At 45.0% G+C, this 14084-nt stretch carries 13 protein-coding genes and 1 rRNA gene; 11 read left to right on the top strand and 3 right to left on the bottom strand.

Features of this window, described 5'->3' with window-relative positions; all coding sequences use genetic code 11:
* Window positions 1–7 precede the first annotated feature (7 nt).
* Window positions 8–1408, top strand: a complete 1401-nt coding sequence (locus tag NL644_RS22435) for a replicative DNA helicase (protein ID WP_005395704.1) — start codon at window positions 8–10, stop codon at window positions 1406–1408.
* Between the two features lie 13 nt (window positions 1409–1421).
* Entirely contained in the window at window positions 1422–2498 is a 1077-nt protein-coding gene (alr, locus tag NL644_RS22430) for an alanine racemase (protein WP_114324107.1), read from the top strand.
* 38 nt (window positions 2499–2536) lie between these two features.
* On the opposite strand, the gene NL644_RS22425 is transcribed toward alr, so the two are convergent.
* Window positions 2537–2956 carry a secondary thiamine-phosphate synthase enzyme YjbQ gene (locus NL644_RS22425; RefSeq protein ID WP_046874640.1) on the bottom strand — a complete coding sequence of 140 codons (420 nt, stop codon included), beginning with the start codon at window positions 2954–2956 and terminating at the stop codon, window positions 2537–2539.
* A gap of 306 nt (window positions 2957–3262) precedes the next feature.
* Between NL644_RS22425 and pgi the strand changes: the two genes are divergently transcribed.
* Window positions 3263–4915, top strand: coding sequence for a glucose-6-phosphate isomerase (gene pgi, locus NL644_RS22420; RefSeq protein WP_114324104.1), 1653 nt, complete (start codon window positions 3263–3265; stop codon window positions 4913–4915).
* 104 nt (window positions 4916–5019) lie between these two features.
* Here the strand turns inward: pgi and NL644_RS22415 are convergent, their stop codons facing one another.
* Window positions 5020–5481 (bottom strand): chemotaxis protein CheX, encoded by a 462-nt coding sequence (locus NL644_RS22415; protein WP_005381269.1) that lies wholly within the window; start codon window positions 5479–5481, stop codon window positions 5020–5022.
* A 9-nt stretch (window positions 5482–5490) separates the two neighbouring features.
* Window positions 5491–5955 (bottom strand): zinc uptake transcriptional repressor Zur, encoded by a 465-nt coding sequence (zur, locus tag NL644_RS22410; protein WP_005381268.1) that lies wholly within the window; start codon window positions 5953–5955, stop codon window positions 5491–5493.
* A 321-nt stretch (window positions 5956–6276) separates the two neighbouring features.
* Here zur and dusA point away from each other — a divergent pair, with 321 nt between their 5' ends.
* The 8 genes from dusA to NL644_RS22370 all read left to right on the top strand — a co-directional run.
* Window positions 6277–7257 (top strand): tRNA dihydrouridine(20/20a) synthase DusA, encoded by a 981-nt coding sequence (gene dusA, locus NL644_RS22405; protein WP_114324108.1) that lies wholly within the window; start codon window positions 6277–6279, stop codon window positions 7255–7257.
* A gap of 163 nt (window positions 7258–7420) precedes the next feature.
* A complete protein-coding gene (pspG, locus tag NL644_RS22400) occupies window positions 7421–7636 on the top strand; it encodes an envelope stress response protein PspG (RefSeq protein WP_005398086.1) in 216 nt (71 codons plus the stop codon).
* 98 nt (window positions 7637–7734) lie between these two features.
* Entirely contained in the window at window positions 7735–8394 is a 660-nt protein-coding gene (locus NL644_RS22395) for a TIGR04219 family outer membrane beta-barrel protein (RefSeq protein WP_114324105.1), read from the top strand.
* Window positions 8395–8550: 156 nt separating this feature from the next.
* Window positions 8551–8781 (top strand): hypothetical protein, encoded by a 231-nt coding sequence (locus tag NL644_RS22390; RefSeq protein ID WP_005455817.1) that lies wholly within the window; start codon window positions 8551–8553, stop codon window positions 8779–8781.
* Window positions 8782–8898: 117 nt separating this feature from the next.
* On the top strand, window positions 8899–10770 hold the full coding sequence (locus NL644_RS22385) for an assimilatory sulfite reductase (NADPH) flavoprotein subunit (RefSeq protein ID WP_048626709.1): 1872 nt from the start codon (window positions 8899–8901) through the stop codon (window positions 10768–10770).
* Window positions 10770–12506, top strand: a complete 1737-nt coding sequence (cysI, locus tag NL644_RS22380; RefSeq protein ID WP_109170352.1) for an assimilatory sulfite reductase (NADPH) hemoprotein subunit — start codon at window positions 10770–10772, stop codon at window positions 12504–12506. Before NL644_RS22385 ends, cysI begins: the two co-directional genes overlap by 1 nt.
* Window positions 12499–13278 carry a phosphoadenylyl-sulfate reductase gene (locus NL644_RS22375; protein ID WP_006743230.1) on the top strand — a complete coding sequence of 260 codons (780 nt, stop codon included), beginning with the start codon at window positions 12499–12501 and terminating at the stop codon, window positions 13276–13278. Before cysI ends, NL644_RS22375 begins: the two co-directional genes overlap by 8 nt.
* A gap of 575 nt (window positions 13279–13853) precedes the next feature.
* Window positions 13854–14084: ribosomal RNA gene (locus NL644_RS22370) — 16S ribosomal RNA — on the top strand; the annotation flags it as partial.

The raw sequence follows: 14084 nt of genomic DNA, 5'->3' as shown, positions 1-14084 counted from the left end.
CAAAGTCATGGCGGAAAACAGAAATCGCAAACCTTCAGACAGTCAGGTCGACGCAATCAAAGTGCCACCTCACTCACTAGAAGCCGAGCAATCAGTAATTGGTGGTCTTTTACTGGACAATGAACGTTGGGACACCGTTGCCGAACGTGTTGTAAGCAGTGATTTCTATAGTCGTCCGCATCGCCTAATTTTTGAAGGTGTAAAAACCATTCTTGAAGCGGGCAAGCCTCTCGATCTTATTACTTTATCGGAATACCTGGAGCGTCACGAGCAATTAGAAGATGTGGGCGGTTTTGCTTACCTTGCAGATTTGGCGAAAAACACGCCAAGCGCCGCTAACATTAATGCGTACGCTGATATTGTTGCCGAACGTGCGATCGTCCGTGGTTTGATCGGTGTCGCGAATGAGATTGCGGATGCGGGTTACGATCCTCAAGGTCGAAGTTCGGAAGATCTGATTGATATGGCGGAGAGTAAAGTTTTCGCCATCGCTGAGTCACGAACCAGTGAAAACGAAGGGCCACAAAATGTTGATAACATCCTCGAAAAGACGTTAGAACGTATCGAGTTGTTATATAAAACACCGCAAGATGGTGTAACGGGTGTCGACACAGGTTTCACTGACCTCAATAAGAAAACCGCAGGTTTGCAAGGTTCTGATTTGGTGATTGTCGCGGCGCGTCCATCGATGGGTAAAACGACTTTTGCGATGAACTTGTGTGAAAATGCGGCCATGCAACAAGAGAAACCTGTGCTTATTTTCTCGCTAGAGATGCCGGCCGAGCAGTTGATGATGCGTATGTTGGCCTCTTTGTCTCGCGTTGACCAAACCAAGATCCGTACGGGTCAGTTGGATGACGAAGACTGGGCGCGTATTTCTTCTACTATGGGTATCTTGATGCAGAAGAAAAACATGTACATCGATGACAGCTCCGGTCTAACTCCGACCGAAGTGCGTTCACGCGCTCGCCGTATCGCACGTGAACATGGCGGTCTGTCGATGATCATGGTCGACTACCTTCAGCTTATGCGCGTGCCTGCACTCTCTGATAACCGTACGCTGGAAATTGCGGAGATTTCACGCTCTCTGAAAGCGTTGGCAAAAGAGCTGAATGTGCCCGTCGTGGCGCTGTCTCAGCTTAACCGTTCCCTAGAGCAACGTTCAGATAAACGCCCAGTAAACTCGGACTTGCGTGAGTCGGGCTCTATCGAGCAGGATGCCGACTTGATCATGTTCATCTACCGTGACGAGGTGTATCACCCAGATAGCCCATACAAAGGCACGGCAGAAATCATCATTGGTAAGCAACGTAACGGTCCTATCGGCTCTGTGCGTCTCACCTTCCAAGGTCAACACTCGCGCTTTGACAACTACGCGGGTCCTGCATTCGATATTGATGATGAGTAACCCCATGAGCTATATGAAAGCGGCCAAGGCGTGCATTGATTTGTCTGCGTTGCAGCACAACTTACAGCGCGTGAAAGCGCAAGCGCCCCAAAGTAAAGTGATGGCTGTAGTGAAGGCCAATGGTTATGGTCACGGATTACGTCATGTCGCAAAACATGCTAACCATGCGGATGCGTTTGGTGTGGCTCGCATTGAAGAAGCATTGCAACTGCGCGCTTGTGGAGTAGTAAAGCCAATTCTATTGCTAGAAGGTTTTTACTCCCCAGGTGACTTACCTGTTCTTGTGACGAACAACATCCAAACGGTGGTGCATTGTGAAGAGCAGCTTATCGCTTTGGAGCAAGCTGACCTTGAAACTCCGGTTGTCGTGTGGCTTAAGATTGACAGTGGGATGCACCGTCTTGGCGTTCGCCCTGAGCAATATGATGAGTTTGTCACGCGGTTGAAAGAGTGTCCAAACGTAGCCAAGCCGTTACGTTACATGAGTCACTTTGGCTGTGCAGATGAGCTGGATAGCCATATCACGCCCCAACAGATTGAGCTGTTTAAGTCGTTGACCTCTGGTTGTCAGGGGGAGCGTTCACTCGCGGCATCTGCGGGGTTGTTGGCATGGCCTCAAAGCCATTTGGATTGGGTTCGTCCGGGCATCATCATGTATGGTGTATCGCCATTTGATGACAAGACCGCACAAGATCTGGGGTATCAACCCGTGATGACACTTAAATCCCATCTTATTGCGGTACGTGAAGTTAAGAAGGGCGAAAGTGTTGGCTACGGCGGTATGTGGACCAGTGAGCGAGATACAAAAGTCGGTGTCATCGCAGTAGGGTATGGCGACGGTTACCCAAGAAGTGCCCCGAACGGCACGCCGGTGTGGGTAAATGGTCGTAAAGTACCTATCGCAGGTCGAGTCTCTATGGATATGCTGACGGTCGATTTGGGACCAGATGCAACGGATAAAGTCAGCGACGAAGCGATTCTTTGGGGGAAAGAGCTCCCAGTAGAAGAAGTGGCGGGTCACATTGGTACCATTGCGTATGAACTCGTGACTAAGCTAACGCCTCGCGTCGAGATGGAGTACTCAAAATAAACAGCGAAAGGCTAACCTAAGGTTAGCCTTTGTTTTATCTACTCACCGTTAATCGTAGCAATAACGCGGCGGCCGCCGCCAAAGTCTCGGTGCTCACCCAAGTAAATGCCCTGCCATGTTCCTAAAGCTAATCGACCATTTTGGATTGGTATCGTCACACTACTGCCAAGTAGGGATGCTTTAATGTGTGCTGGCATGTCGTCATCACCTTCATAGGTGTGCTGATAATAAGGAGCACGCTCTGGTACAAACTTGTTGAAATGCGCTTCCATGTCCATACGCACGGTTGGATCAGCATTCTCATTTAAGGTCAAACTGGCGGAGGTATGCTGAATAAATAGGTGTAATAAACCTACTGAAAGCTCGTTTATTTGTGGTAATTGTTGTTCAATTTCATCAGTTATTAGGTGAAAACCGCGGCTTCTCGCTTTTAATTGCAGTGTTTTTTGTGCCCACATACGTGTTCCTTTGGAAATTTATAAATTGGCGTCTATCCTATTCCAATTAGAGCCTGTCATTAGTAAGTGATATGATTCTTGTCATCGTAAATGAATTGTTCATTTTCAGGGCAGGGAACGTGACCTAACTCAATGTGAGTGTAAATACTCTCAGTCATAATCGGCACCTGAAAAAAAATTACAAAGACTTGTTTTGTGGCAATTCGCCCAAACATCTAATTAATATTCTATTTGCTAAATCGGGGATTCCACAGTTTTCGCTAGACTGTAAGGAATGGAACCTACTGTAACATCGGGATAAAGACCATGTTGAAAAATATCAATCCAACGCAAACACAAGCTTGGAAAGCGCTAACGGCGCATTTCGAATCTGCACAAGATATGGATCTTAAAGAGTTATTTGCTCAAGACGCAGCGCGTTTCGACAAATACTCTGCACGTTTCGGCTCAGACATCCTAGTCGATTACTCAAAGAACCTCATCAATGAGGAAACTCTGAAGCACCTGTTCGCTCTTGCGAACGAGACTGAGCTGAAATCTGCAATTGAAGCGATGTTCAGTGGCGAAGCGATCAACCAAACAGAAGGTCGCGCTGTTCTTCACACTGCACTACGTAACCGCACGAACACTCCAGTAATGGTAGACGGCGAAGACGTAATGCCAGCAGTGAACGCGGTTCTAGAAAAAATGAAATCATTCACTGACCGCGTTATTGGCGGTGAGTGGAAAGGTTACACTGGTAAAGCAATTACAGATATCGTGAACATCGGTATCGGTGGTTCTGACCTTGGCCCTTACATGGTGACGGAAGCACTAGCACCGTACAAAAATCATCTAAATCTTCACTTCGTATCTAACGTTGATGGTACTCACATCGTTGAAACGTTGAAGAAAGTTAACCCAGAAACGACGTTATTCTTGATCGCGTCTAAGACGTTCACAACGCAAGAAACCATGACTAACGCGCACACCGCACGTGATTGGTTCTTAGAGTCAGCGGGCAATCAAGCTCACGTGGCTAAGCACTTTGCTGCACTTTCAACGAATGCGACAGCCGTGTCTGAATTCGGTATCGATACAGCGAACATGTTCGAATTCTGGGACTGGGTTGGTGGCCGTTACTCACTATGGTCTGCAATCGGTTTATCAATCGCATTAGCGGTAGGTTACGACAACTTCGTTGAGCTGCTTGAAGGTGCTCACGAGATGGACAAGCACTTCGTATCAACAGACCTAGAAAGCAACATCCCTGTGATCCTTGCGCTTATCGGTATTTGGTACAACAACTTCCACGGTGCGGAATCAGAAGCTATCTTACCTTACGATCAGTACATGCACCGTTTCGCGGCGTACTTCCAGCAAGGTAACATGGAATCAAACGGTAAATACGTTGACCGTGAAGGCAATGCTGTGACTTACCAAACGGGCCCTATTATTTGGGGTGAACCAGGTACCAACGGTCAGCACGCGTTCTACCAACTGATTCACCAAGGCACTAAGCTGATCCCGTGTGACTTCATTGCACCTGCAATCAGCCACAACCCAGCTAGCGATCATCACCAAAAACTGATGTCCAACTTCTTTGCGCAAACTGAAGCACTAGCGTTTGGTAAGAGTGAAGAAACCGTGAAAGAAGAGTTGGTGAAAGCAGGTAAGAACGCTGAAGAAGTGGCAGCGATTGCGCCATTCAAAGTGTTTGAAGGTAACCGTCCAACAAACTCTATCCTAGTGAAGCAAATCACGCCTCGTACGCTAGGTAACTTGATCGCAATGTACGAACACAAAATCTTCGTACAAGGTGTTATCTGGAACATCTTCAGCTTTGACCAATGGGGCGTGGAGCTAGGTAAACAACTGGCTAACCAAATCCTACCTGAGCTTGCAGACGAGTCTCAAATCAGCTCGCATGACAGCTCAACAAATGGTCTAATCAACGCATTTAAAGCGTTCAAAGCTTAATGTTTGGTTTGAATAGATAAAGAAAAGGTCAGCAAATGCTGACCTTTTTTATTGCCTGAGGCAAAAAAAATAGGTTGGCCAGTGCCAACCTATTTTTTTCTCTTTTATTCGAAGCAAATTTCGATAAAGGCATTTCCCCATTGGGAAGAGAAAGGCATGATGATGATTGAGCCCTCACACTTGTGGCGAATCGTATGGCCTCGGCCAGAAACCACTACGGGTGTTGCCATATCAAAATCAAAACCACTTTCCGCCAGAATGCGTTTCGCACCACCAGTAACCATGTTGGTGATCTCACCCACCATATCGGTGACCTCTTCATTGAGTCCATTTGGACGCTCACCAAGCATGTTCTGCATGATTTCTAGAGCTAGCGCTTCATCAAAGGTAATCGACATTGAACCACGAGTTTGTGGACCTACCATGCCAATCAGACCAGAAACGTCACCTCGTGCGATCTCATCTTTTTTGATTCGCGGTTTTTGTGGCTTCAGCTCAAGAGAAGCCATGGTTTTTAGCACGTTCATTAAAGAAGCTAAAAACGGGTTTACAAATTCAGCGCGCATAACGTTCTTCTATACTTTTTCTTTCGTCTCGGAGGAACAGGCCTGGCATTCACCATGAGTTTCAATAACTTGGTTGGTCAGTTTGAATCCATGCTTCTCGGCGTTTTCGGCTAACAAGGATATCAGCGTCTCATCTTCGAGTTCAACGACATCACCACATTTATCGCAAATTAGTAATTGGAAAAAGTGCTGCTGAGTATTGAAAGAACAACAAGTAATAAAGCTATTTGTCGATTCCACTCGGTGGATGAAGCCTTGCTCTAGGAGAAAATCTAATGCTCGATAAACAGTGGGAGGCTTAGCCTGAGGCTCACTCTCTTTTAGTTGCTCCAATAGCTCATACGCACTTGAGGCGCGGCGATTAGAACAAATGAGTTCAAATACGCGTCGGCGTTGCGGAGTCAATCGTACTCCACGCTCTGCGCAGATACTTTCAATTTGTTCAATGATTGTTGGGTTCAAACCTTTCACCATAACTATCGGACGTGCTCTATGATAAATCATTTCTATACGAAGTTCGTTTAGAAATGCTTCATTTTACCCACTATCAGAACGAAAATCATGAATTAAAGCAAGTCGGTGGTGGTGTGAAGTCGGAATAGTCATCACAGAATGAATCAACGAGTGACAGATTCGTAATACTGCTGCGTATTCCTAAGCATTTGGCTAGCCAGCCAACCAAATCATTCTCGCTGAAACTAGCACCTAGAGGTGCTTGGGTATACAATACCCGACTTATTTTTTGAGCGTACTGCTGCGCTCGACCTTGGCAACATAAAAACGGGTGTTTATATCATGACTCATTCTTGCAGGCTCTCCGTAGCACCAATGCTCGACTGGACCGATCGTCATTGTCGCTACTTCCATCGCTTAATGACCAAAGAAACCCTGCTGTACACTGAAATGGTGACGACAGGTGCGATCATTCATGGAAAAGGAGATTTCCTCGCTTACAACGAAGAAGAGCATCCGTTGGCCCTTCAGTTGGGTGGTTCAAACCCAGAAGATTTGGCAAAGTGCGCTAAACTGGCTCAAGAGCGTGGCTACGATGAGGTTAACCTCAATGTGGGTTGCCCGTCTGACCGTGTACAAAACGGTCGCTTTGGTGCTTGCCTAATGGCGGAACCACAGTTGGTTGCGGATTGTGTCGCTGCAATGAAGGATGTGGTTGATATTCCTGTGACAGTCAAGACTCGTATTGGTATTGATGATCAAGATTCTTACGAGTTCCTAACGGATTTTGTTTCTATTGTCTCAGAAAAGGGGGGCTGTGAGCAGTTCACTATCCACGCGCGTAAAGCTTGGTTAAGTGGTCTTAGTCCGAAAGAAAACCGTGAGATCCCACCATTGGATTACCCACGCGCTTACCAATTGAAGCAAGACTTCTCACACCTAACGATTGCGATTAACGGTGGCGTGAAATCATTAGAAGAAGCAAAAGCACATCTTCAGCATCTTGACGGTGTGATGATTGGTCGTGAAGCATACCAAAGCCCATATTTACTGGCATCGGTAGACCAAGAGTTGTTTGGCTCTAATGCTCCAGTGAAGAAACGCAGCGAAGTTGTTGAAGAGATGTATCCATACATTGAAGCGCAATTAGCGAAAGGTGCGTACCTTGGTCATATTACCCGTCATATGTTAGGTTTATTCCAAAGCATGCCAGGTGCTCGTCAATGGCGTCGTCATATCAGTGAAAATGCGCACAAGCCGGGTTCTGGTTTAGAAGTGCTGCAAGACGCGTTAGCGAAGATTCCAAAAGAATTGAATGTGTAAAATTCACCAGTGGTTGGCTAAAATTGCCAACTAAAGAATGATAAAGCCAGAGTGCAGAAATGCCTCTGGCTTTATTTTTGAATAAAAATCATTGTGTTATCGTCATCTTGGTAAGTTGGTATGGAAACTGCTCTGTTTATTAAAAACAAATGGAGAAGTGATTATGTTGGAGCTAATCTTTATTTTAGTCTTTGCGGCGACCCTATTGGTTACCGGTATCACAATGATGACCGTATTCGCAGCAACCGGTATCGCGTTAGTTGTGATGTTTTTACTGGGAATGGTCGGAGCGGTACTCAAACTATTGCCATGGTTAATCGTGATTGCATTGGGTGTTTGGTTCTTCAAGAATTACGTTGCCCAGCCCCGCTATAAATAATGAGTGACATGATTTAGTTGATAGAGAGACGTGAGAGTATGGTATATTTCCTCTCACGTCTTCAACGTGAACATCAGCTATCTCGGAGTACACACTACATGACAAATAAAGCGACCATCGCTTTAACAGCATTATCGTTGGCAGTATCTTTTCCTGTTTTTGCAGAATATTCTGTATTGACGAAAGTCGGCGCAGAGATCTGGGCTGCTGACACTAAAGTAAATGAAGTAAGACGAGATAGCAGCACAACAGGCGCATTTTACGCGGCGATTGAGCATGATGTGAAATACGTTCCTAATGCGCGTTTTCGTTACTCGAGCATTGATGCTGATTATATGGGGTTCGATAAGCTCGATTTCACCATGTACTACCAAGTTCTGGAGCATGATTTATTGCATTTTGATGCGGGTGTTACATTCAGTAATTTAAGTGACACTAAATACATTGATGCTGGCTCAAACAAGCGTATAGAAGAGTTTGATGAGCTGATTTGGGCTTGGTACGGTTACGCAGAGATTCAAGTTCCGGACACAAATTTTGATGTGATTGGTGAGATAAACTTTGGTGACAACAAAGGTATCAAAAGTACCGATTTCATGGCCGGTGTTCAATACCATGTACCGCTCGAAAAAGCTCAACTGGCTTTTCGTGGTGGTTACCGCGTGATTGATTTGGAGTCCGAGAAATTCATGTCGGATCTAGGGAAAGAGTTTATTTTTGCTAACGGCTTTTTTGTGAGTGCAGAATACGCATTCTAAATGCAGCCAGATTAGATACTCGATTTTTTAAAACGTCGCTTTATAAGCGGCGTTTTTTTATATCACTTCATTATATCCAATCGAATTTTCTGCCTATTTTGCTGACTTAGACCATGCTTACCTAGGAGCAATGTGAAAATTAAAGCAGGGATAGCGATGACAATAAACGAACTAAGACATCTATTCCGTGAAAACCAGCTTGTCGAAGCGATTATTGAACCTGCAATCCAAGAGGGTGGCTGGGTTGTGGAGTTCAGACATGCGCGCGGTGGTTTTGTTTTTCTGACGGACAGTCATGGTGAAGAATGTCTTTATGAAGATTTGGATGCAGCGTCAAAATCGGCAATGGCAGTAGGCTTTCAACAAGTCCGCATTGAAGATCGATGAGCAAAAAGTAAGCCGTTCTTACTTCCAAAAAGTTATAAAACATTCACTTCTATTCTTTCTTGTTATTAAGGAGAGTGGGTACTCTATCGTCACGCAATGAATAGGGATGTCGTGATAATGTCTTTTCAAAAGAATGAGTATTCTCACAAGAATGTGTCTGAAGATAATAATGGGCAAGGAGGAACTCCTCCAATCGCAAGCCCTCTGAATGACCAACAAATTAGCTCACTCCAACAAACTGTCTCTGAGTTGTCTTCACAGCAACTTGCTTGGGTCAGTGGGTATTTTTGGGGATTAGCTCAAAATCAACCAAATACAGCGGTAACGCCAATTGCACAAGCGACGGCAGCCGTATCAGCGAAGCCAGCAGGTAAGTTGAGTATTATTTTTGCTTCCCAAACTGGCAACGCTAAAGGCGTTGCTGAAGCTCTAGAACAGGAAGCAAAAGCAGAAGGAATTGCTGTCGAACTTTTTGATGCAAGTGATTACAAAGGTAAAAACTTAGCCAAAGAAACACATGTCATTATTGTGGCATCGACGAACGGCGAAGGCGAAGCACCAGATAACGCTATAGAGCTACACGAGTTTTTGCAATCTAAGAAAGCTCCTAAGCTGTCAAACCTTCAATATGGCGTTATTGCTCTGGGTGACTCGAGCTACGAATTCTTCTGCCAAACCGGTAAAGACTTCGACGCTTACCTATCAAAGTTAGGCGCGACCCCATTTATCGATCGTCTTGATTGCGATGTGGATTATGAAGCACCAGCAGCTGAATGGCGTAAGAATGCGTTAGGTAAGGTAAAAGATACGCTTTCTTCTGGCACTGAAGCGGATGTGGTTCAGCTTCCTGTGGGTCAGGCGGCGACTGCGCACTCTCCTTACAATAAACAAAACCCATACACAGCGACGTTACTGACCAGTCAAAAAATCACGGGTCGTGATTCTGGAAAGGATGTTCGTCATATAGAAATTGACTTGGAAGGTTCGGGGTTAACGTATCAGCCTGGTGATGCGCTAGGTGTGTGGTTTGAAAATAGTTCAGAACTTGCTAATGCCATTCTTGGTAAGGTCGGTTTGTCTGGGGTTGAAACCGTTGATGTTGATGGCGAAAGCTTGTCAATCCATAGTGCTCTCGTGAGTAAATATGAAATCACAACATCTAACCCTCAGCTCATTACAAAGTTTGCCGAGTTATCCGGTAGCAAGAAGCTACAAAAGCTGGTTGACGATAAAGATAAACTTCGCGAGTACTCTGCAAATACTCAAATTGTTGATGTATTGGCAGAGAAGAAAACCAAGTTAACCGCAGATGAGTTGATTAGTTTGCTTCGTCGTCTTACTCCTCGCCTTTACTCTATTGCATCAAGCCAAGAAGAGGTCGATGAAGAAGTACACCTAACGGTTGCTTTGGTTGAGTACGAACAAAACGACGAAAAACGATATGGTGGTGCGTCGAGCTTCTTAGCACAGCGTCTCGAAGAGGGAGATGAAGTTAAAGTATTTGTTGAGCATAACAACAACTTTAAACTGCCGGAAGATGATAGCACTCCAATTATCATGGTTGGTCCAGGCACAGGGATCGCACCATTCCGTAGCTTTATTCAGGAGCGTGAAAACCGCGATGCTGAAGGCAAAAACTGGTTGTTCTTTGGTGATCGTACTTTCACTCAAGACTTCTTATACCAAGTTGAATGGCAAAAGTACCTCAAGTCAGGAGTACTAAGCCGATTGGATGTTGCTTTTAGTCGTGACCAAGTAGAAAAAGTTTACGTACAACATCGCATCTTAGAAAACGCAGCTCAAGTGTGGCAGTGGATCCAAGAAGGCGCTTATATCTATGTCTGCGGTGATGCAACTCGTATGGCAAAAGATGTGCACGACGCACTGGTTATCGTTGCTGAACAAGAAGGCAAGATGCCGCGTGACGATGCGGAACAATTTATTAATGACCTACGTAAAGCGAAACGTTATCAGAGGGATGTGTACTAATGACTTTTTCTACGGACAATAATAAGCAGGTTGTATTAGGTGAAGAGTTAGGGCCGCTATCTGATAACGAGCGCCTGAAGCGAGAAAGTAACTTATTACGTGGCACCATTGAGCAAGATTTACAGGACCGTATTACTGGTGGCTTTACTGCCGATAACTTCCAGTTAATTCGTTTCCACGGTATGTATCAACAAGACGACCGTGATATCCGTAATGAACGCACAAAGCAAAAACTGGAACCATTACATAATGTGATGCTTCGTGCTCGTATGCCTGGAGGCATCATCACGCCAACGCAATGGTTAGCGATCGACAAGTTCGCAACGGAGCACTCTTTATATGGAAGTATTCGTCTGACGACTCGCCAAACGTTCCAGTTTCATGGGGTATTAAAACCGAATATTAAGTTGATGCATCAAACGCTCAACAGTATTGGCATTGATTCGATTGCAACCGCGGGTGATGTAAACCGTAACGTGTTGTGTACCACTAACCCGGTCGAATCAGAACTTCATCAAGAAGCTTATGAATGGGCGAAGAAGATCAGTGAACACCTGCTTCCAAAAACACGTGCTTACGCTGAGATTTGGCTGGACGGTGAGAAAGTAGAAAGCACTGAAGAAGATGAGCCTATTCTGGGTAAAAACTATTTACCGCGTAAGTTTAAAACGACGGTGGTGATCCCACCGCAAAATGACGTAGACGTGCATGCCAATGATCTTAACTTCGTAGCAATTGCGGATAACGGCAAGTTGGTTGGTTTTAACGTCCTAGTTGGCGGCGGTCTAGCGATGACACATGGTGATACGTCAACTTATCCGCGCCGCGCTGACGACTTAGGTTTCATCCCATTAGAGAAAACGCTTGATGTTGCAGCGGCGGTGGTTACCACTCAGCGTGATTGGGGTAATCGCTCAAACCGTAAGAATGCCAAAACCAAATACACACTTGACCGTGTAGGTACTGATGTCTTTAAAGCCGAAGTCGAAAAGCGAGCAGGCATTCAGTTTGAAGCAAGCCGCCCGTACGAGTTTACTGAGCGTGGTGACCGTATTGGTTGGGTAGAAGGAATTGATGGTAAACATCACTTAGCACTTTTCATCGAAAATGGTCGTCTGCTGGACTTCCCAGGTAAACCACTTAAAACGGGTGTTGCTGAAATTGCCAAAATCCATAAAGGCGATTTCCGTATGACTGCCAACCAGAACTTAATTGTTGCGGGGGTACCTAAAAGCGAAAAAGCGAAGATTGAAAAGATCGCTCGTGAACATGGCTTGATGGATGACAATATCAGTGAGCAGCGCAAAAACTCAATGGCGTGTGTTGCCTTTCCAACGTGTCCGCTAGCGATGGCAGAGGCAGAGCGTTTCCTTCCTCAGTTTGTTACTGATGTGGAGGGGATTTTGGAAAAGCACAACCTACCAGAAAATGACAACATCATTTTGCGTGTAACTGGGTGTCCAAACGGTTGTGGTCGCGCCATGTTGGCTGAAATTGGTTTAGTGGGTAAAGCGCCAGGTCGTTACAACCTACATTTAGGTGGTAACCGTGCTGGTACTCGAGTACCAAAAATGTACAAAGAGAACATCACGGATAAGCAAATCTTAGAAGAGATTGATCTGCTGGTGGCTCGATGGTCGAAAGAGCGTGAAGAAGGCGAAGCCTTCGGCGATTTCACAATTCGTGCTGGTATAATCCAAGAAGTGCTCGTATCAAAGAGGGACTTTCATGCTTGATTCTGTAGCATCCAGGCTTGAGCTTACAGAGTTATTGACATTAACAAAGACGGAGCAAATCCTCCGTCTTGCTCAAATTAATGTCGAGCTCGAAAAGCTTTCGGCACAAGATAGAGTAAAGTGGGCTTTAGAGAATCTAGAGGGCGAGTTTGCGGTTTCTTCTAGTTTTGGTATTCAAGCCGCGGTTATGCTTCATTTAGTTACTCAAGTCAAAGCGGATATCCCCGTCATTCTAACCGATACAGGATACCTGTTTGCTGAAACCTATCAATTCATTGATGAGCTGACAGATGCTCTCAACCTAAATTTAAAAGTTTATCGAGCCAAAGAAAGTGCGAATTGGCAAGAAGCTCGATATGGAAAGTTATGGGAGCAGGGTGTAGAGGGAATTGAAAAATACAACAAGCTCAATAAAGTTGAGCCGATGCGTCGAGCGCTAAAAGAGCTTAATGTTGGAACGTGGTTCTCTGGACTACGTCGAGAGCAAAGTAAATCACGAGCAGGTTTACCGATACTATCAATTCAGAACGGTGTGTTTAAGTTTTTGCCAGTAATTGACTGGACTAATAAAGACGTCCATTACTACTTAGAACAACACGGCCTTAAATACCACCCATTGTGGGATGAAGGTTACCTTTCAGTTGGTGATACTCATACCACTCGTAAATGGGAGCCGGGAATGTCTGAGGAAGAAACTCGATTCTTTGGTTTAAAACGAGAGTGTGGTCTACATGAAGATGATGGTTCAGAACAAGATGGGTCCGGCATATAACCATAATGACCTTTAAATCGAGTTTAGAGTAAATAAAGAAAGCTGCAATAAAGCAGCTTTCTTTATTTATAGCACCTGAAAAACACGCTTTATAGAATAACTCTGTGGATAAGTTGTGCGAGTTCTTGGGGTAAAGTTGAATAAATAAAGCTTTGATCGAAAACTCATCGCTTAACCATTATTTTTGCAATTTTTGAAAAATAACGCTTGCCAATGTGAGCGCGATCTCTATAATGCCTCCTCGTCGACAGGGCAAGGGCTCACAAGGGTTTAAGCAAAGTCGGCAAGGCTGAAAAGAAAAACGAAATAATTTGAAAAAGTGTTTGACACAACAAATTATATCGCTAGAATGGCCGCCTCTTCAGAAGTGATGTTAATCACAAAGAAGAGTTGCTCTTTAACAATATAAACCTATCAATCTGTGTGGGCACTCGTTGATGATAATCCAATTAGAAACTTCGGTTTCAAATTAGGTTTCAATGAAACGAAGTGACCATTGAATCTTCGGATTCAGCACAGTCAATTCAAACATTACTTTATGTAATGTTCAGTATTCATTGAGCCGACAAAATCTTAAATTGAAGAGTTTGATCATGGCTCAGATTGAACGCTGGCGGCAGGCCTAACACATGCAAGTCGAGCGGAAACGAGTTATCTGAACCTTCGGGGAACGATAACGGCGTCTAGCGGCGGACGGGTGAGTAATGCCTAGGAAATTGCCCTGATGTGGGGGATAACCATTGGAAACGATGGCTAATACCGCATGATGCCTACGGGCCAAAGAGGGGGACCTTCGGGCCTCTCGC

Origin of the sequence: Vibrio sp. Y10_XG_PY6 (assembly GCF_024181795.1) — a bacterium.
Classification (GTDB): domain Bacteria; phylum Pseudomonadota; class Gammaproteobacteria; order Enterobacterales; family Vibrionaceae; genus Vibrio; species Vibrio diabolicus.
This window is presented reverse-complemented; position numbering and strand designations above follow the sequence as displayed.